The 20,849-nt window shown below is 70.4% G+C and carries 18 protein-coding genes and 1 pseudogene; 5 read left to right on the top strand and 14 right to left on the bottom strand.

Annotated elements, in window-relative coordinates; genetic code table 11:
- Positions 1-167 precede the first annotated feature (167 nt).
- From J2853_RS08405 to J2853_RS08365, 9 genes are all read right to left on the bottom strand, one after another.
- On the bottom strand, positions 168-1,577 hold the full coding sequence (locus tag J2853_RS08405) for a glycoside hydrolase family 43 protein (protein WP_307556405.1): 1,410 nt from the start codon (positions 1,575-1,577) through the stop codon (positions 168-170).
- 614 nt (positions 1,578-2,191) lie between these two features.
- On the bottom strand, positions 2,192-3,571 hold the full coding sequence (locus J2853_RS08400) for a helix-turn-helix domain-containing protein (protein WP_307556404.1): 1,380 nt from the start codon (positions 3,569-3,571) through the stop codon (positions 2,192-2,194).
- A gap of 400 nt (positions 3,572-3,971) precedes the next feature.
- Positions 3,972-5,270: a helix-turn-helix domain-containing protein gene (locus tag J2853_RS08395; protein WP_307556403.1), complete on the bottom strand. Its 1,299-nt coding sequence runs from the start codon at positions 5,268-5,270 to the stop codon at positions 3,972-3,974.
- 381 nt (positions 5,271-5,651) lie between these two features.
- Complete coding sequence (locus J2853_RS08390; protein WP_307556402.1) at positions 5,652-5,804, bottom strand: aromatic-ring hydroxylase C-terminal domain-containing protein; 153 nt, start codon at positions 5,802-5,804, stop codon at positions 5,652-5,654.
- A 67-nt stretch (positions 5,805-5,871) separates the two neighbouring features.
- Entirely contained in the window at positions 5,872-6,732 is an 861-nt protein-coding gene (locus J2853_RS08385) for an ABC transporter permease (protein WP_307556401.1), read from the bottom strand.
- Positions 6,692-7,564 (bottom strand): ABC transporter ATP-binding protein, encoded by an 873-nt coding sequence (locus J2853_RS08380; RefSeq protein ID WP_307556400.1) that lies wholly within the window; start codon positions 7,562-7,564, stop codon positions 6,692-6,694. The genes J2853_RS08385 and J2853_RS08380 overlap by 41 nt, the downstream gene beginning before the upstream one ends.
- A complete protein-coding gene (locus J2853_RS08375) occupies positions 7,561-8,016 on the bottom strand; it encodes a MarR family winged helix-turn-helix transcriptional regulator (protein ID WP_307556399.1) in 456 nt (151 codons plus the stop codon). The genes J2853_RS08380 and J2853_RS08375 overlap by 4 nt, the downstream gene beginning before the upstream one ends.
- 173 nt (positions 8,017-8,189) lie before the next feature.
- Positions 8,190-10,424 carry an SF1B family DNA helicase RecD2 gene (gene recD2 / locus J2853_RS08370; protein ID WP_307556398.1) on the bottom strand — a complete coding sequence of 745 codons (2,235 nt, stop codon included), beginning with the start codon at positions 10,422-10,424 and terminating at the stop codon, positions 8,190-8,192.
- Positions 10,425-10,618: 194 nt separating this feature from the next.
- Positions 10,619-11,263, bottom strand: coding sequence for a LysE family translocator (locus J2853_RS08365; protein ID WP_307556397.1), 645 nt, complete (start codon positions 11,261-11,263; stop codon positions 10,619-10,621).
- Positions 11,264-11,520: 257 nt separating this feature from the next.
- Here J2853_RS08365 and J2853_RS08360 point away from each other — a divergent pair, with 257 nt between their 5' ends.
- Positions 11,521-12,516 (top strand): ketopantoate reductase family protein, encoded by a 996-nt coding sequence (locus J2853_RS08360; RefSeq protein WP_307556396.1) that lies wholly within the window; start codon positions 11,521-11,523, stop codon positions 12,514-12,516.
- A gap of 42 nt (positions 12,517-12,558) precedes the next feature.
- Here the strand turns inward: J2853_RS08360 and J2853_RS08355 are convergent, their stop codons facing one another.
- The 3 genes from J2853_RS08355 to J2853_RS08345 all read right to left on the bottom strand — a co-directional run bounded on the left by J2853_RS08355 (position 12,559) and on the right by J2853_RS08345 (position 15,294).
- Entirely contained in the window at positions 12,559-13,653 is a 1,095-nt protein-coding gene (locus J2853_RS08355; protein ID WP_307556395.1) for a winged helix DNA-binding domain-containing protein, read from the bottom strand.
- A 247-nt stretch (positions 13,654-13,900) separates the two neighbouring features.
- Positions 13,901-14,698 carry a GNAT family N-acetyltransferase gene (locus J2853_RS08350; protein ID WP_307556394.1) on the bottom strand — a complete coding sequence of 266 codons (798 nt, stop codon included), beginning with the start codon at positions 14,696-14,698 and terminating at the stop codon, positions 13,901-13,903.
- 50 nt (positions 14,699-14,748) lie between these two features.
- Complete coding sequence (locus J2853_RS08345) at positions 14,749-15,294, bottom strand: MOSC domain-containing protein (protein ID WP_307556393.1); 546 nt, start codon at positions 15,292-15,294, stop codon at positions 14,749-14,751.
- A 112-nt stretch (positions 15,295-15,406) separates the two neighbouring features.
- Here J2853_RS08345 and J2853_RS08340 point away from each other — a divergent pair, with 112 nt between their 5' ends.
- The 3 genes and pseudogenes from J2853_RS08340 to J2853_RS08330 form a co-directional block, all read left to right on the top strand.
- Positions 15,407-16,381 (top strand): tyrosine-type recombinase/integrase, encoded by a 975-nt coding sequence (locus J2853_RS08340; protein ID WP_307556392.1) that lies wholly within the window; start codon positions 15,407-15,409, stop codon positions 16,379-16,381.
- 184 nt (positions 16,382-16,565) lie between these two features.
- Positions 16,566-17,033 (top strand): hypothetical protein, encoded by a 468-nt coding sequence (locus J2853_RS08335; protein ID WP_307556391.1) that lies wholly within the window; start codon positions 16,566-16,568, stop codon positions 17,031-17,033.
- A gap of 204 nt (positions 17,034-17,237) precedes the next feature.
- A pseudogene (locus tag J2853_RS08330) lies at positions 17,238-18,185 on the top strand (RNA polymerase sigma factor); the annotation flags it as partial.
- Between the two features lie 36 nt (positions 18,186-18,221).
- On the opposite strand, the gene J2853_RS08325 reads toward J2853_RS08330, so the two are convergent.
- Complete coding sequence (locus tag J2853_RS08325; protein ID WP_307556390.1) at positions 18,222-19,130, bottom strand: LysR family transcriptional regulator; 909 nt, start codon at positions 19,128-19,130, stop codon at positions 18,222-18,224.
- A 129-nt stretch (positions 19,131-19,259) separates the two neighbouring features.
- Between J2853_RS08325 and J2853_RS08320 the strand changes: the two genes are divergently transcribed.
- Entirely contained in the window at positions 19,260-19,922 is a 663-nt protein-coding gene (locus tag J2853_RS08320) for a short chain dehydrogenase (RefSeq protein ID WP_307556389.1), read from the top strand.
- Between the two features lie 99 nt (positions 19,923-20,021).
- Here J2853_RS08320 and J2853_RS08315 read toward each other — a convergent pair whose 3' ends face one another.
- Complete coding sequence (locus tag J2853_RS08315; protein WP_307556388.1) at positions 20,022-20,819, bottom strand: alpha/beta fold hydrolase; 798 nt, start codon at positions 20,817-20,819, stop codon at positions 20,022-20,024.
- Between the last annotated feature and the right edge of the window lie 30 nt (positions 20,820-20,849).

Genomic DNA, 20,849 nt, shown 5'->3' with positions numbered 1-20,849 from the left:
GCCGCCGCGTCGGCGGCGCCCACGTCCCGTGATCGGTTCGCGCGCCGGTCAGTCCGAGAAGGCGGAGCCTCCCGTCGCGCCGGCGGCGGCGTTCGCCCGCGCGGTGAGCGAGGCGAGCCGGCGACAGCGGGCATGAGGCGATGTCGCCCGGTGGGCCGAGGCCGCCGTCAGAGCGCCATCCACTCCAGGACCCCGGTCGAGTAACCGCTCCTCGAGGTGATGTTCAGACGCAGCCGGGTGGTCGAGACCGGGGTGAACGTGGTGATGTTGTAGGTGTTGCCCGCGACACCGCAGCCCGACTGCCCCGGCACGTTCACGTAGGCGCTGCCGTTCCAGTACTGCACCTGGCAGGACGCGGGCAGGTCGATGCCCTGGTTGTCGTCGAACCAGTAGGTCGCCACCTTGCCGATCGAACGCGCGGCGGGCCATCGGTACTCGATCCATTCGGTGCCCTGGTGGCTCCAGTTGCCGTAGGCGCCGTGGCTGTGGTCGGCGGAACTCGCCGGAACGTAGCCGTCCTTGATCGCCCCGAGCGTCTCCCAGGCGGAGACGAACGACGTCGAGGCGGTGGCGGCGAGAGCGTGGTTGGTTCCGGTGGGCGGCTGCCCGCCGCCTCCGCCGCCGGTGGTGGTCTGCACGACCTTCTGCATCGTGCCGTCGGCGTTCCAGTAGAGCTTGTCCAGGGTGACCGAGCGGCGGAAGTTGCCGCCGCCAGGGGCTCCGGCGTTGTGGTAGACCATGTACCACTGGCCCTTGAACTCGATGATCGCCGGGTGGTTGGTGGTCGAGGTGACCTGGTCGAGCACGACCCCGCGGTGGGTCCAGGGGCCCATCGGGTTGCTCGCGGTGGCGTAGCGGATGCAGGCGTAGCCCGGCGAGGAGCAACCGGAGTCGTTGGCGGCGTAGGCCAGGTAGTAGGTGCCGTTGCGCTTGAACATCCAGGGGGCCTCCCAGAAGTTGCCGACCCCCGCCGGGGTGATCACCGGGCCGTCCAGGTTGATCATGTCGGGCTTGAGCTTGGCGGCGCGCACGCCGTTGTAGGAGCCCCAGTAGATGTAGGCCTGGCCGTCATCGTCGGTGAACACGGTCGGGTCGATGTTGAGAGGCGAGGAGTTCGGGGTGCTGTCACTGATCAGCGGTCCGCCCTTGGCGTCGGTGAACGGGCCGAGCGGGCTGTCGCCGACCGCGACGCCGATGTCCATCCAGCCCGCGCCCCTGCCGTTGACCGGCGCGTACCAGTAATACTTGCCGTTACGGGGTTCGACCTCTCCCGCCCAGGCGTCGCCTCCGGCCCAGGCGAAGTTCGAGAGCGACATCCTGGCCCCGTTGTCGGTCCAGGTGGTCGCGTCGGTGGAGGAGAACACGTGCCAGTCGCGCATGACGAAGTTGGTGCCGCCCGTGGCCGCCTCGTCATGACCGGTGTACAGGTACATCGTGTCGCCGACGACCAGCGCGGCGGGGTCGGCGGTGTAGAGGGCGGTGGTGATCGGGCTCGCGGCGGGTGCCGGTCCGGCCGTGGTGAGGACGAGTCCGAACGCGGCGATCGTGGCGAGGGCTGCCGCCCATCGTCGTTTCATGGCGTTGCTCCTGGGGGGTGGGTGCCTGAAGGCGCGAAACGGTGCCGAACATGCGATCTCTCGACCTGGCAGCCACCTTGGTTAGCGCTAACATTCCAGGTCGCAATGACGTTCCTGGGGTGGGCAGATATCGTCTGCCCTGTTTCGGTGAGGTTTCCTGAGTGTTTGCGATAACAGAAACTCTGTCAAGGCCCAACGTTCACGCTCGGCCGACGGCCTGGTGAGCTGGAAAGGGCGAGGTCCGCCCCTCGCCATCGGCGCCCGACTAAGTGTTGGCGTTAACATTGTCCGGCGGCGCCACGTCGGCTTTCCTGATCGACCCGAGGGTGCCCTCTCGTTCGCGGCGTCTCCGCGTCCGCGTCCCGGCGGGTGCCGGAGCGCGGCGGACAGCCGCGTGCCGGCGTCCTTTCCACCGCGCCCGCTCATCCCGGTGTCCGTTTCCACAGGACCGGTGCCCGCCGCCTCCGCAGAGCCGGTACCCGTTTCCATGGGGCTGGTGCCCGCCGCAGAGCCGGTGTCCGTTTCCATGGAGCCGTGTCCGCCTCCGCAGGGCCGGTGTCCGCCGTCTCCCGGCAGCCGCCTCTACGGGGCGCGCCGCCTTCCGGCGTCCGTCCCTACAACGCCGCGCACGCCAGCGCCCGCCGCAGCGCGGCGTGCCCCTGCTCCGGCCGTCCCGCGCCGTCGTAGAGGTCGGCGACGGCTATCCACGCCTCCGAGGCTCGCCGTAGCGCCTCCATCCGCTCCAGCTCCCGCGCGGCCTCGGTCTGCGCGGCCACCGCCTCCTCCACACGTCCGAGCGCCTGGTAGATCTGGGCCAGCAACTGGTGTGCCTCCACCGCCACCGGCCCGACCAGCTCCACCCCCTGCTCCACCGTCTTCAGCCCGCGATCGAGGGCACGATCGGGCCTGCCCCGCAGCAGATCGAGGCGAGCCAGCGACAGCAGGCACGAGGCGATGTCGCTCGGGTGGGCCGAAGCCGCCGTCAACTCCCCGTACGCCGTGGTGAGCATCCTGTCGATCTTCTCGATGTCGAGGTCCTCCGGGGCGTGCTGCAGGGCGTATTCGGCCATGCACATTCGAAGCCTGCCTGCCGCCAGCGGATCGTCCAAGGTGGCCTGCAGCCGCATGGCCCGGTTGCTCAGATGATCGGCTTCCAGCAGATCGCCGAGGATGTGGGCCACGATCGCACTGTTCCAGGACGCCGCCACGATGGCCCGAGGCGATCTGATCCGATCGGCCTCCTCCAGGAGCTCGGTGGCGAACTGGGTCATCCGCTCGCGGTCGCCGCGCTCGATGTAGGCCGCCAGCAACGTCGAGGCCAGTTCCACCAGCCGGTCGGTCCACCCCAGCGGCTCCTCACGCTCCAGGGCCTCTTCTCCGACCTGTACGGCCGCCTGCACCTCGCCCACCTCGCAGTGACACCGGCACAGTGCCAGGGCGATCGAGATGCGCTGCTCGCGCAACTCCACCTCCGTGTCGGCCAGCGCGGCCGCCGTTTCGGCGCGCACCGAGCACGCCTCCTCCAGCAGCGTCCTCAGCTGCTCGATCGCCGCCGGCCGATTGTCGGCGGCCTCCAGCGCGAGAGCCGAGCCGTAGCCGACACGCCGGCGTAGGTCCGGCAGGAAGCCGAGCGCGGGCTCGGCGCCCAACCGCGCGAGCTCCTGCCCGGCCTTCCGCACCTCCCCCGCGCGCAGCGCCGCTTCAGCGCGATCCGTCCGCGAGTACAGAACGGCCACCTGCCGGTCGGTGATCCCCTGGCCCAGGAAGGCGGGGGAACAGTCCAGCCGTTCCGCCAGGATCCGCAGCTCCGCGGCATCGGGGTCACGCACGTCGCGCTCGATCGCCTTCACCTCCTCCTCGGGCAGTTCAGGCCCCGAAAGCTGCGGCACGGTCATGTCGCGCTGCTGACGCAATGCCTGCAGACGCTCGCCCACGCTCTTGCCGATCACGTTGTACTCCCTGGACGCCGTCGGTTGGAGGCTCGCGCGGATCACTTCATCAGCGCATACTAGACACCACTAAGCCATAACTACTCAAATGCCACAATCGGTAGTTGTGCCCTGTAGCGACACGCGAGACAATCACCATGAAGGCCCGTAAAACGCGATGGAGATATTTGTGAATAAAGAACGGCGTTTGTTAGCCGCGCTCACTGTCACGTGCACGGTCATCCTCAGTCTCGGAGTGCCCGTCGTGACGTCGGCGGCCTCCCTGTCGGCCTCGAGCTCGTCGGCAACGCTCTCGGCGCTGCACAGCGGCGGGAAGTGCTGCTACGAATAAACCGCTGATCCGGCGAGCGTGCGGGGGCTCCACCGCTCGGACACCGTTCCCCGACACCGCCGGCGACGGTGAGACCCTCTGGTCCTTTCCACGACCAGGGGGTCTCACTCGCATTCACACCCCTACGCAGGCCAGCGCTCGCCGGTAGGCGTCCACGCTCCGGGCGGGCTCGCCGATCCGTTCCAGAGCCTTCGCGACGGCCAGCCACATTCGCGCGGTCCGCTGTGTGGCAGGCGCCTGCCCCAGCCACTCGGCCACGACCGTCAGCTCGCGCATCGCGTCCTGAGGCCGTTTCAGCTCGACCAGCGCCTGGCCCGCCGACAGGCGGGCCTCGACGGCCGGCTCCCCCGGAAGACCTTCGACGATCCGCAGGAGCGCCGCGACGTGTTCCGCGGCCCTGCCGGTGCGTCCCCGCAGCAGTTCGGCGTTGACCAGGTTCATCACGCATCGCATCGCGTCGATCGAGGCCGCCGGATCGCCCGCGAGTTCGGCCTCCATCTGCTCCACCAACGTGCGCACCGACGCGGCGTCCGCGGAGGATGTGCTCAGCACGATACGGGCGTGATCACTCCGAAGCCTGCGCAGGCGGCTCGGGTCGCCGGCGTCGCCGTAGACGACTATGGCTCGTTCCACATGTCTGATCGCCTCGGCGCCGTGCCCGTTCTCCACCGCCAGGATCGCGGCCACCCGGTGCACGGAGGCGAGCAGTGAGGAATCACCGACGAGCTCGGCGCCCACGAGCAACTCACGGCAGAACTGGCTGCCCCGCAGCAGGTCTCCCCGTTCGATGTAGGCGACGAGCAGTTTGACGCCCAGGCGCACCAGCCCCTCGCTCCAGGTGGAGCGGACGGCGCTGTCCACCATCTCCTCCGCGACCAGCACCGCCCGGGTCAGGTCCCCGCTGTGGCGATAGCACCGCGACAGCGCGCAGGCGACGCTCACCCGTTCCTGGGTGGACATGACCTCGGCGTCGCGTTCCCGGATCCGGGTCAGCAGCTCGATCGCCTCGCCCCACTGACGGCCCGCCTGCATCGCGTCCGCCAGCCCGAGCTCCGCCTCACGCCGCAGTTGGGGAAGCTCGGCCAGGGTGTCGTCGGCCACGAGGCCGGCGTACTCGGCGCGGGCCCTGTCCGGGTCGCCGTGGTCCAGCGCCCTCCGCGCGCTCTGCAGACTGAGCTCGATCTGCTCCCTCTGCTCGGTGTTCACCCCGCTGATGAGATAGGACAGGGAGCAATCGAGTTTTCCGGCCAGCAGTTCAAGAACCGACGGCGTGGGTACTCGTTTTCCGCTCTCGATCAGGGACACATAACTGTCCGACAGTTCAGGATGGGCTAGCTGTGCCTGCGAGAGACCGCGTTGACGGCGGACTGTTTTGATTCGTCCCCCAGGCCCTGTCAAAACCTTAGTGGCCACGTCACCCCTTGGAAGCCTTTGATCAGGCAGTCCAGCCCCGGCGGCGGCCCTGACTCGGGACGGTGCCCTACACCCCCGCCGTCCCCGCCGTCCCCGCCACGGCTGCATTAGCCGTCAAATGTCATGCTATGACCCTTACAAGTTATCTTACTGATCATCACGGAGAGGGCGCATTGTCATGTCGGCTCTGCGTCAGGTGCCTTTCAACCCGGCCGGAATCCGCTCGCCTTTTCTCCCCATCGTCCCCAACGGCCGGGGAGGCGGGGATTCGAGGGCGGAGACGCCGCCGCGCGGCACCCCGATGATCGTGGGGTGCCGTACGGACCCGGCCGGAGGCGGACGGCACGGGCTGAATCCCCGGTCCTCAGACCGGGGAGCGCGTCAAGCGGGTTCGCCGAACCAGGAGGACAGCGCCTCACGCGAACCGTGATGCGCGGGCCCGTCCTGAGGGTCGGCGGGAGCCGCCCAGGCCACGTAGCCGTCGGGGCGGATCAGCAGTCCGGCGGGGAGCCCCCGTCCGGGGCGGCCGGCCATGACGGCGATGTGGGCGTCCGGAGACCGGAGAGCGCCGGAGACGCGATGCCCGGCCGCGGTCCGATCGTCAACGCGCCAGCCGCCCCAGCAGGCAGGACGCCGCCGTGATGCCGATCGCCGCGGCGACGAGGAGGACCGCGAAGTCCAGCGGCAGATGGGAGGGAGTGCCCAGCAGCAGGCCGCGCAGGGCGTCGACCTGGTAGCTGAGAGGGTTGATCGTGCTGACCGCCCGAAGCCAGTCGGGCATGATCGCGACCGGGTAGAGCGCGTTGGAGGCGAAGAAGAGCGGCATCGTGATGGCCTGGCCGACGCCCATCAGACGGTCGCGGGTCAGAACGATCCCGGCGATCGTCATCGACAGGCAGGAGAAGAACGCCGAGCCGAGGATCACGGCCGCGACCACACCGATCAGGCGCACCGGATTCCAGGTCATGGACACGCCCAGCGCCGCGGCGATGATGACCACGACGACCGCCTGGATCAGCGCCTTCACCCCCGCCGCGAAGGCCTTGCCCGTGACCAGCGCGGCACGGGGGGTCGGCGTGACCAGAAGCTTGGTGAGGACGCCCGCGTCACGCTCCCAGATGATCTGGATGCCGTAGAAGATGGCGATGAACATCGCCGACTGGGCGATGATCCCGGGAGCCAGGTAGTCCAGGTACGGGATGCCGCCGGTCGGGATCGCCCTGATCCGGGTGAACGTCTCACCGAAGATCAGCAGCCACAGGGCCGGCTGGACCGCACGGGTGTACAGCTCGGTCCGGTCGTGACGCAGCTTCTGCAGCTCCACCACGCACATCGCGGCGACCCTGGCGGGCAGCACGCGCCACCCCGCGCGGGCGCGCGGCGGGATCAGCAACAGATCGAGTCCCAGGTCGCCGGGGTTGTCAGCCAACGCGGGACGCGGTCCTGCGGGTACGTTGGACATCGCGGAACTCCCCTCCTTCTTCGTCGAGACCGCTGCCCGCGACGTCCCGGAAGACGTCCTCCAGCGTCGGCGTCGAGCCGTCGTCGCGGCGGGCGCGCAGCTCGGCCACCAGTTGCTCGGGCGTACCGAGTGCCCGGATGCGTCCCTGGTGCATCAGCGCGACCCGGTCGCAGTACTGCTCGGCCTCGTCCATGTAGTGCGTGGTGACCAGGACCGTCATCCCGGTGGCGGCCCGCACCGCGGTGATGTGCTCCCACACGCTGGTGCGGGCGATGGGGTCCAGCCCGATCGTGGGCTCGTCGAGCATCAGCAGGCGCGGCGCGCTGATCAGTGCCTGGGCGAGTTCGAGACGACGCACCATGCCACCGGAGTACGTACTCGCCATCCGGTCGGCGGCGTCGGCGAGCCCGACCGCCTCCAGCGCCTCCGCGACTCGGGCGGAACGTTCACGGCGGGAGACGTCGAAGAGACGGGCGAACAGGGCGACGTTCTCCCGCCCGGTGAGGCTCGCGTCCGCGGAGAGCTGCTGGGGGACGTAACCGAGCAGGCGGCGCACCGCCATCCTTTCCCTGGCCGCGTCGTGGCCGAAGACCCGCACCATGCCGGGCGGGACCGGCAGCAGCGTGGTCACGCAGCGGATGACGGTGCTCTTGCCCGCGCCGTTCGGGCCGAGCAGGCCGAATATCTCGCCGGAGGCGACCGAGAGGTCAAGGCCGTCCACGGCTTTGACCTGGCCGAAGGAGTAACGCAGGTCACCGCAGGTGACGGCGTCCTCGACGGCCCCGCCCGTCGTCGTCCCGGGATCGGCGGCCGTCCGTGCGTCGTCGCTCATAGTCTCTCCACTTCCTCCTGCAAACCTTCCGCGAGCTGGTGAAGCGCCGGGAGCGCGGCGACCAGTGCCGCCCTGTCGTCCTCGCTGAGCCGCTCCACCTGCTCGCGGACGAGCGCGACGCGCCGCTCCTGCCAGGCCCTGAGCTGTGCCTCGGCTTCGGAGGTGGGCAGCAGCAGCGCGGACCGGCGGTCCTGCGGGTCTGTCTCCCGGTGCAGCAGACCGACCGCCCTGAGCTGGTTGACCAGCGTGGACACCGAGTTCCCCGCCAGGTAAAGCTCCTTGGCCGCCGCCGACACGCCGATTCCGGGGTTGGCCGCGACCAGCTGGAGCAACTCGACCTGGGCACCGCGCAGCCGGGGCCGATCCAGGGCGTGGCGCAGTTTGCGCCGGATGATCCGCTGGATGCCGAACAGAACATTGGAGAGGGCTTCGGGAAGGTCTGCTGTACCCATGCACAAATATTAGCTCTGCTTACGACATAATACGAATCGTACGGTTACTCCTGGTCATAACCCCAGTAAAACGCGCTGATTTCACCCACCGCGGACTCGCGACCCCCGGCAGGAAGCACCGGCGGAATCGTCCGTCCGCCGGGGAGGCGCGGCCCGGCTCGATCGCCACCCGGTCAGACGGGAGATCGGCCGCTCTCGCTCACGACCGGCCCCGAGCCCGGCTCGGCCGTCGCGCGCGCTGTGCGCGGCACGGTTCCCAGGCTCAGGGCCAGCCTCGGGGCCAGGCCGGTGTTCCTCCGGTAACCGAGCTGGTTCACCGCCATTTCCAGCGCCTCGCGCTGGCCGACGAGGACCACCCACGCCTTCGCTCTGGTGACCAGGGTGTACAGCAGCCTGCGGCGCAACATCACGCCTCCGGCCTCGGCCACGATCGGCGCCACCACGAACGGGTACTCGCTGCCCTGGGAGCGGTGCACGCTGATCGCGTAGGCGTGGGTCAGCTCGTCCAGCTCGCCGAAGGTGTATTCCACGCTCACCCCGTCGTCGGTGCGGATCTCCATCAGCCGCTCCTGCGGGCTCAGCGCCGTGACCGTGGCGGTCTGCCCGTTGAACACACCCTTGTCGTAGTTGTTGCGGATCGGCATGACGCGGTCTCCGACCCTGAAGACCGCGGGGCCCGACCAGTGTTCGGCCGCTCCCTCACGCGGGGGGTTCAGCCGCTCCTGCAACCTGCGGCCGAGCTCCGCCGTGCCCGTCGCCCCCTTGCGCATCGGGCTCAGCACCTGGACCTGGTCCTTGCCGATGTTCTGCTTGCGGGGGATCGCCTCCGTCGCCAGGTGGACCACCCGCTCGGCCACCTGGTCAGGATCGTCGAGCTCCTCGAACCAGAAACCGCCCCTGCCGGGCAGCGCAGGCAGCTCACCCGCCCGGATCCGGTGGGCGGCCTGGACGATCCCGCTGTCCTGCGCCTGCCGGAAGACGTGGGTCAGCCGGACCCGCGGGATCTCCTCCACCAGCAGCAGGTCGGCCAGCACGCTGCCGGGCCCGATGCTGGGGAGCTGGTCGCTGTCTCCGACCAGCAGCAGGTGGCTGCCCGCCGGGATCGCGGCCGTCAGCCGGGTGGCCAGCTGCAGGTCCAGCATCGACGTCTCGTCCACCACGATCAGATCCGCCTGCGCGGGAGACTGCTGGAACAGCGTGCCCTCCAGCTCGGGCCGCGGGGCGAGCATCCGGTGCACGGTCATCGCGGGCAGACCGGTGAGCTCCGACAGGCGCTTGGCCGCCTTGCCCGTCGGCGCGGCCAGGGTCACCGTGCCGCCCATCGCCCGAACGGTCGCCGCGATCACCTTCACCGTGTGGCTCTTGCCGCAACCGGGGCCGCCGGTCAGGATGGACACGGTGCTGGTCAGCGCCAGGTTCACGGCCATCCGCTGGTCTTCGTGCAGCCCCTCGTCGTCGGCGAACGCGCGCAGCGGAAGCGTCGAACGGGCCCGCCAGAGCCTGTCCAGGTGCGTCGCCAGCGTGACCTCGCGGCTGTGCTGCTCCTTGGAGTACACCACCTGACCGGAGCCCGCCGGCGACGCCTCGACGACGATCCGGTGGTCGGCGATCAACGCGTCGACCGCCCGGCGGATCAGCGCCTCCTCCTGCTCCACCAGGCTCGCCACCGCGACGAGGAGGGCGCGCAGGGGCAGGAAGCAGTGCCCGTCACGGGCGGACGCCGTCTCCAGCCTGTCGACGATCGCCGCCTTGATCCGTTGCGGGCTGTTCTCCGGCACCCCCGATCGCAGCGCGATCCGGTCGGCGGTGTGGAAGGCGATCCCCCTGACCTGGCCGATCAGCCGGTACGGGTCGCCGGTGAGGACCTCTCGCGAGTCGTTGCCGTACACCTGGTAGACCTTGGCCGCGAGCAGCGGGCTGATCCCGAAGCCCTGGAGGACGACCATCAGCGCGGCGACCTCCTTCTGCTCCGCCCACGCCTGGACGATCTGTTCCTGCCGCACGGCGCCGATGTTGAGGACTTCCCGCAGTCGCTCCGGCTCGGTGTCGATGACCGTGAGCGTCCGCTCCCCCAGGTGGCTGACGATGGCGTGGGCGAGCCTCGGCCCGATCCCGCGGATCAGGCCCGAGCCGAGGTAGAGCGTGATGGCGCGCACGGTGGAGGGGACCACCCGCTCGCACCGCTCGACCACCAGGCGGCTGCCGTGGCGCGGGTGCTCCTCCCACTCCCCCGCCAGTCGCAGCGTCTCCCCGGGCTGCACCCCGGCCAGCGCCCGGCCGGCGGCGACGAAGGAGGGCAGGCCCTCGGCGCTCATCCGCGCGATCGTGTACTCGTCGTCGCGGACGTACACCAGTTGCTCGACGGAGCCCTCCACGTCCGCCGGGTACGGCTTCGCGGGCACGGTCACCGTATGCTCCCCGGAATCATGTGCAGCACCTCATCGCAGGACACTAGCGGGCGGCTGCGACAGTTCGGGAGGTGCCCGGGGGGGTTGCTCACACGTGTCCTGACCACCTCCTTCGGCACGTGGGGCATCGGCCCCGGCGAGAGGGGTTGGACGGCCCCGGGCCCGGCGGCGTGCGCGGGCTCCCGGAAGGCCGGCTACGGCGCCACGGCGCTCGACCGGTCGGTGGCGATGCGGAGGGCGAGCCCCGCCAGCACGGCGCCCATCAGGTAGCGCTGAACGCGCATCCACATCGGCCTGCGGCCCATGAACGCCGCGACCGCCCCGGCGGTCAGCACGATCATGGCGTTGACCGACAGGGCGACGGCGATCTGGGTGAGGCCGAGGAGAAGGCTCTGCTCGGCGACGTGGCCGAGCGCCGGATCGACGAACTGGGGAAGCAGCGACACGTACAGAATGGCGATCTTGGGGTTGAGGAGGTTGGTGAGGAGCCCCATGGAGAACAGCCTCCGCGGCGGATCCACCGGCAGCGCGGTGGGGGCGAAGACCGGCTCGCCGCCCGGCCGTACCGCCTTCCACGCCAGCCACAGCAGGTATCCGGCGCCCGCGAGCTTGACCGCGGTGTAGAGGGCGGGCACCACGGCGAAGATCGTCGCGATGCCGGCGGCCGCGGCCGCCAGGTAGACCAGGAACCCCGCGGCGACACCCGACAGCGAGATCAGCCCGGCCCGGCGCCCCTGGGTCACCGACCGGGAGACCAGGTAGATCATGTTGGGTCCGGGGGTGAGGACCATTCCAAGAGCGACCGCCCCGATGCCGGCGAAAGCGTTGACAGAGACCATTGTCGAATCATCCGGCCCCTCCCCCTATCAGGAAAACGGCCAATTCCCGTTAATGGCCTTGAAAGGGTGTCGGCCCCCGAGCGGGCTCCGACGGCGGCCGGGGAATCCGGATCCGCTCCATAGGCTGCGAGGCGGGGTTGTGAGGACCCGCTCCACCGGTGGCGGGGCGCGGTTCCGGGCAGCCGGGAGCCGGACCCGCCCCACCGGCCGTGGGACGACGGTTTGGACCTCGCAGACCTCCATGCGAAGGTCTGATAATGCGATACATCATCATTGGTGCAGGGGCGGTCGGCGGAACGATCGGCGGGCGGCTGTTCGCCGCGGGCCACGAGGTCGTCCTCGTGGCCCGCGGCCCGCACTACGAGGCGCTGCGCGAGGGCGGGCTCCACCTCGCGACGCCCGACGAGGTGCTCACCCTGCCGATTCCCACGGTCGATCGGCCCGAGGCGCTCGAACTCCAGCCCGGCGACGTCCTCGTCCTCGCGGTGAAGACCCAGCACAGCGTCGCGCTGCTGGACGCCTGGGCCGGGCGGCCGGTGGCCGGCGGAGGCACGGCGGCCGACCTGCTGCCGCTGGTCTGCGCGCAGAACGGGGTGGAGAACGAGCGGCTGGCCCTGCGCCGCTTCCGCCATGTGTACGGCATGTGCGTCTGGCTTCCCGCGTCGCACCTCGAACCGGGGAAGATCGCGGCCTCGGGCTCGCCCCTGAGCGGGATCCTGCACCTCGGCCGCTACCCCTCGGGCGCCGGGGAGACCCTGGAGAGGATCGCCGCGGACCTGGAGAAGTCAGCCTTCCTCGCGCCGATCTCCCCCGACGTCATGCGCTGGAAGTACGCCAAGCTGCTGTCCAACCTCGGCAACGCCCTGGAGGCGATCTGCGGGCCGATCACCGGGGACGAGGCGCTCGAACTGAGCCGGCGGGCCATGGCCGAGGGAGAGGCCGTACTCGCGGCGGCGGGGATCGACCACGCCGGCGTGGCGGAGCAGGCGGAGGTGCGGGGCGATCGGGTGCGGCTGAGGCGCGTCGAGGGCGAGAGACGCGGCGGCGGCTCGTCCTGGCAGAGCCTGGCCCGGGGTTCCGGGTCCATCGAGTCCGACTACCTCAACGGCGAGATCACCCTCCTGGGGCGCACGCACGGGGTCTCCACACCGGTCAACGAGGTTCTGCAACGGCTGGCGAACGAGTTCGCACGCGAGCTTCGAGCGCCGGGAAGCATGACGGCCTCGGAGCTGCTGGCCCTCGTCGGCCCCTGACGAGACCGGCTTCGGATCTCCGGTCGCGGGTGCGGGGCGCGCTCAGCCGAGGCGGATGTCGCGGACCTTCGCCGAGGGGGCGACGAAGTCGAGCATGCGCGCCCCCTCCAACTCCAGCGCCTCCCGCTCCCGCGCGTTCACCGGCTGGAAGAGGTCCACCTCCAAGATCGCCTCGCCCCGCTTCGCCGTCACCTTCCACATGCCCCGGACGAACCCGTCGACCAGGACGGTCGCCTTGATGATGCCGTTGATCGTGAAGACCCGCGCACGATACTCGTCCGCCATGATCCGGGTCCGGGTGCGGTCGGCGAACGACAGCAGCATGTTGTCGAACTCCGACAGGTAACGCACCGGAGCCGGGGTGTCCGGGTCGGGCCGCGACGCCTCGGGCAGGTCCAGCAGCTCCGCGCCGTCCTCGGTCGCGAAGACCCGCAGGCCCATGCCCCGGGCGACCTCTCCCAGCCGGGTCATGCCCGACCACTGCTGGATGTCCATCACCGTCGCGGGTCCGTAGGCGGCCAGGTAGCGGCGGATCGCCTCGGCCAGGGAGGACCTCTCGTCCTGGGAACGCCCCAGCCATGCCTCCGCGGTGGTGTGGGCGGCCTGCCCTCCCACGCCCCAGATGCCCCTCGGCGGAACCTGCACCAGCGCCAGCAGGCTGCGCACAGCGCCGACCAGGTCCGCCGGGGCGAGCTCCGGCCACCGCCGCCGCAGCGGCTCCCCGAGCTCGCGGAAGGTCAGCGGCCGTTCCTCCACCAGGGCCCGCCCCTCGGCGGCGAGCTCCTCCAGGTCCAGCCCGGCCAGCCTCTTGCCGTACGCGCCCCGCAGTGCCCGCGTCAGCATCGGCTGCAGCAGCGGGCGCAGGGCCATGCAGTCGTCCGCCGTGACCAGATGGATGGTGGAACGCATCAGGGCCAGCCGTACCACCCGGCGCTCGTGCAGCAGCCGGGCGAGATCGTCGTGGGCGAATCCGGCGAGGCGGGTCCACAGCCCGATGTAGGGAGGGTCGGGCGCCTGGGCCTGCATGCCGTACAGGTGCCGGACGGCCTCCAGCGCGGGCAGCTCCGACCTGGTCAGCAGGAGCTGCCGGTCCAGGGTGGCTCGGTTGAGCTCGCGCCTGCTGAGCACCTGGGGCATGCCTGTCCTCTCGCCGGGGGGGTTCCGCCACTCTCGCCACGATAGCAGAACGGAATGATTCGTTCCGCAAAATAATTCGCGCTCACCCGCGACGCCCCCGCCCGGACGTCACGTCCGCGACGATCCCCGTTTGAGCGCCTCATCGGCGAGGGGTCCCGCTCGAACGCCCGTCATCGACGCGCCCCGCCCAGCCGTGCCGCCCTGCGGCCGGCACGCTCCCACGCCGACTCCACCGGGCACCCGCCCGTCAGACGGCCGGGGGCACCCACACGTAGGGCGTCGTCGTCGCGATCGCCTCCAGGCCCAGCCTGGTCAGGATCGGCCGGCTGGCGTCGGAGGCGTCCACCCGCACCAGCCGGAACCCCCGATCCACCGCGAGCCGGGCCCGGTACGACACCGTCGCCCGGTAGATCCCTCGCCCCCGCCACTCCTTCAACGTCGAGCCGCCCCACAGCGAGACGAAGTCCGTGCCCTCGTGGCACCGCATCCACGCCGCGCACACCACCTGGTCCTCCACCTCGGCGACCACCACCACGCACGGATCGCCGGGCCCGGCGATGTCGCGCTCCAGCATGTCGGGCAGCCAGCCGTGGTCGGCGTCCCAGACCGTCTCCTCCATCTCCCGGATCCGCTCCAGATCGGCCCGCCCGCTCACCTCCCGCAACCGCACCCCACCGGCCGGCTCGGCGGCCCCGGTCAGCTCCGCGACCTCACCCACCAGGATGGTCTCCCGCTCCTGGGCCTCGAATCCGGCGGCCGTCAGCCGCTCCGGCAGGTCCACGGGCAGGTCGTCGCCGTGGTACTTCCACTCCACCTCCCGGCCGATCCGGGTGAAGAAGTCACGCTGGCGCGCGATGAACGCGTCCAGTTCGGCGCCGTCCAGCCCGCCCAGATCCCGATACGTCAGAGCGCCCTGCCCGTGCCCGTTGGACACGGTCCGCAGCATCGGCCCGATCTTCTCGGCGGTGCGGCCGGGCATCGGCCGGGCCCGTAGCTGCTCGTCATAGATGCGGAGATAGGCCGAAGCCCGCGATGAGATGTCCATTGCGACCAGCCAACCATACGGCCGGTCCCCTCCGACATGGAGTCAACCGGCTATACCCGGTCCAGGCGCCGGTGCGGAGGCCGCGGAAGCTCCACCTCGATCGGGTCGCCGGGCCGCACCTCGCCACCGGCCACCACCACGCCCATCACCCCGGCTTTGCGGACCAGCTCACCGGTCTCGTCCCGGCCCACCACCCGCTTCAGCAGGCCCGGCTGGAACGCCTCGATCTGCACGCAGGGGTTGCGCAGTCCGGTCACCTCGACCACCGCCTCCTCCCCCAGCCGCAGCAGCGCGCCCACCGGCAGCCCCAGCAGGTCGACGTCACGGGTGGTGACGTTCTCCCCCAACTCCCCCGCCGCCACGGAGAACCCCGCGGCCCGCAGTTCGTCGTGAAGCTCGGCATGGATCAGGTGGACCTGGCGCAGGTTGGGCTGGGTGGGATCCTGCGCCACGCGCGAGCGGTGCTTCACCGTCACGCCGAGATGCGCGTCCCCCTCCACCCCCAGCCCCGCCAGCAACCGGATGCCCGGCCGGCAGACCTTGCCGAAGGTGTGCGTGGCGCTGCTGCTGACCGCCGTTACCCGTCCGTTCGTCATGGAACGATCCTGCCCTGCCCCCACCGAAGACGAAAAGGGATTTTCAGGCTATTTTGACCAGTCCATGCCTCTTTACATTGTAGATTCGCGGGTTGCCGATAAGGTCGGCCCGATGAGCGCGCCCGCCGTACCCGAGTCGCCCCGACCCGCCGTCGAACCCGCACGGGACCCCTACCAGGTATATCTCGACTCCCTCACCAGCGCCGAGTCCCGCCGCGCCATGCGCGGCTGCCTGGACCGGCTGGCCGCCCTCATCTCCGGCGACGAGGTCTCCTCCGGCGCCGGCCAGCCCTGGCACCTGCTGCGCTACGAGCACACCGTGCGCCTCCGCGCCCTCATGACCGAGCGCGGCTGGTCCCCCTCCTACGTCAACAAGCATCTGGTCGCGCTGCGCAGGGTGCTGCGCGAGGCCTGGCGGCTCGGCCAGATGACCGCCGAGGAATACCAGCGCGCCGCCGACCTCCCGACGGTCGAGCACACCCGCCTGCCCACGGGACAGCATGTGCCGCCCGAGGTCGTGGGCGCCGCGCTGGCCGCGTGCGAGCGCGACGACTCCCGCGCCGGGCTCCGCGACGCCGCCCTGCTGGCGGTGCTCTACTCCACCGGCTGCCGCCGCGCCGAGATCGCCGGGATGACCCTGGGCGACTACGACCCCGGATCCCGCTCGATACGGGTGCGCGGCAAGCGCGACAAGGAGCGGATGGTCTATCTCACCACCGAGGCCGTCGGCAGGATGGAGCGCTGGCTGGCCGTACGGGGCCGTCCCGCCGGGGCGTTGTTCTGCCCCATCGGCAAGTCCGGAGGGCTCCGGATCCGCGACGGCGAACCGGCGGCCATGACGGGACAGGCGATCGCCGACATCCTGGGCAAGCGGCTGGCCGAGGCCGGAGCCGCTCCGCGCACCCCGCACGACTTCCGGCGCACCTTCATCGGCGAGTTGCTCGACGCCGGTGTGGACCTGGCCACGGCCCAGGCCCTCGTCGGTCACTCCTCCCCCGCCACCACGGCCCGCTACGACCGGCGTCCCGAACGGCGCCGCCGCGAGGCCGTCGACAGGATCGCCATGCCCGCCCCCAGACCGCTGTGACCTTCGGCCGCCCCGGACCGCCGTGGCCCGGCTCGTCCCAGGTCACCACGAGCCGTCGGGCGCCGGGGTCCGCGGCGATCTTTGCGCCACGGCCGCCCCCTGACCACCTCAAAATTCACCACACCTTCCACAACTGTCGGTGCCGCCCTTTACGATGAGCCACCTCAAGGAGGGACGCCCGCACATGCTGGATGCGCTGATGGTTTCGCTGCTGGTCACGACTGATCTGCCACCGGAAACAGACCTGGCCGAATTCGGGCAGTTGGTGGCCGACGCGGTGCAGACGCTCCAGCACGGCGAGGTGACGTACCCGGGTTCCCTGCGCGGCGGGGCGTTCTGGCTGGATCGGCCGGCGCCGCCGTCCGACGACGGGCTCCCCCACCCGGTGACCGAGGAGCTGCGGTTCGCGGCGCTGCTCGGCTACCTGTCGGCCTCCAGACCGGCGGGATCGGCGAAGGAGATGGCCGCCGACGCCGGCCGGGCGATCACCGCGGCCGTCGCCGCCCGGTACGGTGACCTGGGAAGCCCGCCCGCCGTGATGGCGATCCGGAGCGAGGACGTGCGCGAACGCACCCCCCGGTGGGCCGTTCTCGTCAAGACGGCGGACGCCGTCCCCGAGCCGGCCACAGCCGCCGCACGCGTCCACGTCTAGCGTCCGGACGGAGTGTGAGACCGGTCACCGCCGTCGAGGGCGACGCCGTCCGGAAAGAGGGCGCCGACCCTGAAGGTCGCCATGCCGTATCGTCCTTGCTGCTGTTTTGTGGCCACAGCACACCGTCACAGGACATAGCTTGATCTGCACAGGTGTTTACGCTGCTGCCCACGGGAAGGTGTGAGCTCTGTGAAGACCTCCGCGGAGGAAGACGACCTGACCCCGGCCGCGAATGCGAGTGCGAGCACCGACCCGGTCAAGGATTATCTTAAACAGATCGGCAGGGTCCCACTGCTCAACGCCGAGCAGGAGGTCGAGCTCGCCAAGCGCATCGAGGCCGGTCTGTTCGCGGCCGAGCAGCTCGGCGACGACGGCGACCGGCTGCTCGCCGACGTGCGGGCGGAGCTGGAATGGATCGCCGAAGACGGTCTCCGGGCCAAGAATCACCTGCTGGAGGCCAATCTCCGCCTCGTGGTCTCGCTGGCCCGGCGCTACACCGGCCGCGGCATGCCGTTCCTGGACCTGATCCAGGAGGGCAACCTGGGTCTGATCCGCGCGGTCGAGAAGTTCGACTACGCCAAGGGTTTCAAGTTCTCCACCTACGCCACCTGGTGGATCAAGCAGGCCGTCACCCGCGCCATGGCCGATCAGGCCCGGACCATCCGCGTCCCGGTCCACATGGTCGAGATGATCAACAAACTGGCCCGCATCCAGCGGCAGATGGTCTCCGATCTCGGCCGCGAGCCCACCCACGACGAGCTCGCCACCGAGATGGAGATGACCCCCGAGAAGGTCGTCGAGGTCCAGAAGTACGGGCGCGAGCCGATCTCCCTGCACTCCCCGCTCGGCACCGAGGGCGACAACGAGTTCGGCGACCTCATCGAAGACTCCGAGGCGATCACCCCCGAGGACGCGGTGGCCTTCGCCCTGCTCCAGGAGCAGCTGCACCTGGTCCTGGAGGCCCTGTCGGAGCGCGAGGCCGGAGTCGTGTCCATGCGCTTCGGACTGCTCGACGGGCGGCCCAAGACCCTCGACGAGATCGGCAAGGTCTACGGGGTGACCCGCGAGCGCATCCGGCAGATCGAGTCCAAGACGATGACCAAACTGCGCCACCCGTCACGGTCCCGGGCCCTGCGCGACTATCTGACCTGACGGCTCCTCCCCTCGGACGCCGTCACCGGCCCCGGGTCATTCGCGCGATGGATCATCCCGGCACCCGGCGAGACAGCTCCGGACGAAGTCCTCGACGACGGCGTCGACGAGCCGGGTACGGGGCCAGGCGACGCCGACCTGGCTGGGGCTGACATCGGTTACGGGCCGGTAGACGACGTCGGGGCGCTGGTAGAAGCGGGCGGTGGCCTCGGGGGTGAGGCTGATGCCCTGGCCGTGAGCGATGGCGTTGAGCCATTCGTCGGGATTGTGAGCCACCGCACCGATCCGCACCGGCCTCCCCTCGCGTTCGTCGGCGGCGAGCCAGTATTCGCGCCACCACCCGGACTCGGCGGGGGTGGCCACGAACGGCTCCTCGTACAGATCCTGGAAGGAGATGTGATCGTTGTCCGCGAGGCGGTGAGCCGCGGGCAGGGCGATCCAGCGAGGCTCGGTCAGCAGGATCTCGACGTCGAGGTCGTCCTGACCGGGAACGGGGAGTCGCAGCAGCGCCACGTCGACGTCGCCGGAGACCAGTCCGGCGGTGGGATCGGACCACTCGGTCTGCCGCATCCGGACCCGCCACCCGGGCCGCCGCCGGGCGAAGTCGGCGACGATCCGCTGGGTGAACTCGTTCGCGGCGCTGGCCACGAAGCCGACCCGCAGCGTGCGCGCGGCCCGGGCCTTCGCGCCCCGGGTGGCCCGCAACGCGGACTCCCAGGCGGCCAGCACGGCACCCGCCTGCCCGGCCAGAGCCTCACCGGCCTCGGTCGGGCTCATCCCGGCCCGGGATCGGACGAACAACTCCACCCCCAGCTGGGCTTCCAGCTGCCGGATCTGTTTCGTCAGCGCGGGCTGCGAGACGAAGAGCCGCTGTGCGGCCCGCGTGAGGTTGCCCTCCTCGATCACCGCGGCGAAGTAGCGCAGCAGCCGAGTGTCGATGTCCATGCCGTCAGGTTATGGAAGCGGGTATTGGACGACGCCCCCGGGGCCGCGACAAGGTTCGACACTGATCGGGGTGAGACCGGCATCGGACGGATCAGGTGCCTTCCCGTGACGACAGGGGGAGAAGGAACCATGAAGGTCATTGTGATCGGAGCGACGGGCGTCATCGGCGGCGCGGTCGCCGGCGCGCTGGAGGCCGGCCACGAGGTGATCCGCGTCTCACGCGGCGGCACCACCCGGGCCGACCTGGAGGATCCGGCCTCCATCGACGCGTTGTTCGCCACGGTCGGCGAGGTGGACGCGGTCGTGTGCTGCGCGGCCGGCGGCAGGCTGGCTCCGCTCGTGTCCTCCTCCGACGAGGATTTCACCCACGGCCTGGAGAGCAAGCTTCTCGGCCAGGTGCGGCTGCTGCGCCGGGCCCTGGAGCATGTGCGAGACGGCGGGTCCATCACCCTCACCGGCGGCACCTTCGAGAAGCCCACGCCGGGCAGCGCGTTCGGCGCCCTTGTCAATGCCGGCCTGGAGGCGTTCGTCCGGGCCGCGGCCATCGAGATGCCGCGGGGCCTGCGGGTGAACGTCATCAGCCCCGGATGGGTGAGGGAGACGCTCGAAAAGCTCGGCATGGACGGCGCCGACGGCACGCCGGTCCGCGAGGTCGCCCGCGCCTACGTCGAGGTCGTCACGGGAAAGGCCCGGGGAGAGGTCGTCGTCCCGGCGGCCGGGCACGCCGGGTTCGAGCGGTGGCAGGTGACAGGTGACACCCCGCCGGACGGTGAGCGGCCCTTTATCGCGTGAACGCGCGATGGCCGGGGCCGCGCGATCCTGGTTGTCTTCCGCATAGGCCATGGATCACCTCGCCTATGGGGGACAGAGCGGATGAACACCGGCGGTACGTCAGTCGTTCAGAAAGGCGAGCACCGCCTGGTTCCACTGCTCGTGGTGGGTGATCGGCACGCCGTGCGGCGCGCTGGGGATGAGCACCGTGGCGCTTCCCGCGATGGCCGCGGCGACCTGCCGGCCGCCGGCCTCGTAGGGCATGAACGCGTCCTGCTCCCCGTGGACGACCAGGGTGGGCACGTCGATCCGGATCAGGTCGGCCAGCGGTTCCGCGTTCGACCACGCGCCGATCGAGTCCGTGACGGCCTTGGCCGAGGCGTCGGCGGCGGCCTGCAGCAGGTACCGGCGGGTCGGCTCGTCCAGCGCGCTCTCACCGTCCACGGAGAAGAACCTGGTCAGCAGGTCGTCGAGCATCGAGATCCGGTGCCGTCGCGAAGCGATGGTCAGGTCGGCGGCCATCTGCCTGTCCGCGCCGATGACGGGGCCGGCCAGCACGATCCGGTGAAGGCGATCCGTGCCGAAGGTCGCGGCGTAGCGAGCCACCTCGCCGCCGCCGGAGGAGAAACCGACCAGCGAGACCCGGGTCAGGCCCAGGTGCTCCACGAGGGTGTGCAGGTCGGCGGTGAAGGTGTCGAGATCGTAGCCGTCCCACGCGTGGGTGGACCGGCCGAATCCTCGCCGGTCGTAGGTGATCACCCGGTGGCCGGCCTCCACGAAGGTCTGCACCTGGGAGTCCCAGGAGCGCCGGCTCAGCGGCCAGCCGTGGATGAGCACGACAGGGTCACCGGCGCCGGCGTCCTCGTAGTAGAGGCTCACCTCGGCGCCGTTCTCCGACCCGACGACAACATGTGGCACGGTCACTCCTTCGCCGACCCGTTCAGCATG

Origin of the sequence: Streptosporangium lutulentum (assembly GCF_030811455.1) — a bacterium.
Lineage (GTDB): Bacteria > Actinomycetota > Actinomycetes > Streptosporangiales > Streptosporangiaceae > Streptosporangium > Streptosporangium lutulentum.
This window is presented reverse-complemented; position numbering and strand designations above follow the sequence as displayed.

Coding starts and splice junctions, on each gene's coding strand:
- J2853_RS08405 (WP_307556405.1), bottom strand. CDS start 1,577: ATGAAACGACGATGGGCGGCAGCCCTCGCCACGATCGCCGCGTTCGGA.
- J2853_RS08390 (WP_307556402.1), bottom strand. CDS start 5,804: ATGGCCGGCCGCCCCGGACGGGGGCTCCCCGCCGGACTGCTGATCCGC.
- J2853_RS08385 (WP_307556401.1), bottom strand. CDS start 6,732: ATGTCCAACGTACCCGCAGGACCGCGTCCCGCGTTGGCTGACAACCCC.
- J2853_RS08380 (WP_307556400.1), bottom strand. CDS start 7,564: ATGAGCGACGACGCACGGACGGCCGCCGATCCCGGGACGACGACGGGC.
- J2853_RS08375 (WP_307556399.1), bottom strand. CDS start 8,016: ATGGGTACAGCAGACCTTCCCGAAGCCCTCTCCAATGTTCTGTTCGGC.
- J2853_RS08365 (WP_307556397.1), bottom strand. CDS start 11,263: ATGGTCTCTGTCAACGCTTTCGCCGGCATCGGGGCGGTCGCTCTTGGA.
- J2853_RS08360 (WP_307556396.1), top strand. CDS start 11,521: ATGCGATACATCATCATTGGTGCAGGGGCGGTCGGCGGAACGATCGGC.
- J2853_RS08355 (WP_307556395.1), bottom strand. CDS start 13,653: ATGCCCCAGGTGCTCAGCAGGCGCGAGCTCAACCGAGCCACCCTGGAC.
- J2853_RS08350 (WP_307556394.1), bottom strand. CDS start 14,698: ATGGACATCTCATCGCGGGCTTCGGCCTATCTCCGCATCTATGACGAG.
- J2853_RS08345 (WP_307556393.1), bottom strand. CDS start 15,294: ATGACGAACGGACGGGTAACGGCGGTCAGCAGCAGCGCCACGCACACC.
- J2853_RS08340 (WP_307556392.1), top strand. CDS start 15,407: ATGAGCGCGCCCGCCGTACCCGAGTCGCCCCGACCCGCCGTCGAACCC.
- J2853_RS08335 (WP_307556391.1), top strand. CDS start 16,566: ATGCTGGATGCGCTGATGGTTTCGCTGCTGGTCACGACTGATCTGCCA.
- J2853_RS08325 (WP_307556390.1), bottom strand. CDS start 19,130: ATGGACATCGACACTCGGCTGCTGCGCTACTTCGCCGCGGTGATCGAG.
- J2853_RS08320 (WP_307556389.1), top strand. CDS start 19,260: ATGAAGGTCATTGTGATCGGAGCGACGGGCGTCATCGGCGGCGCGGTC.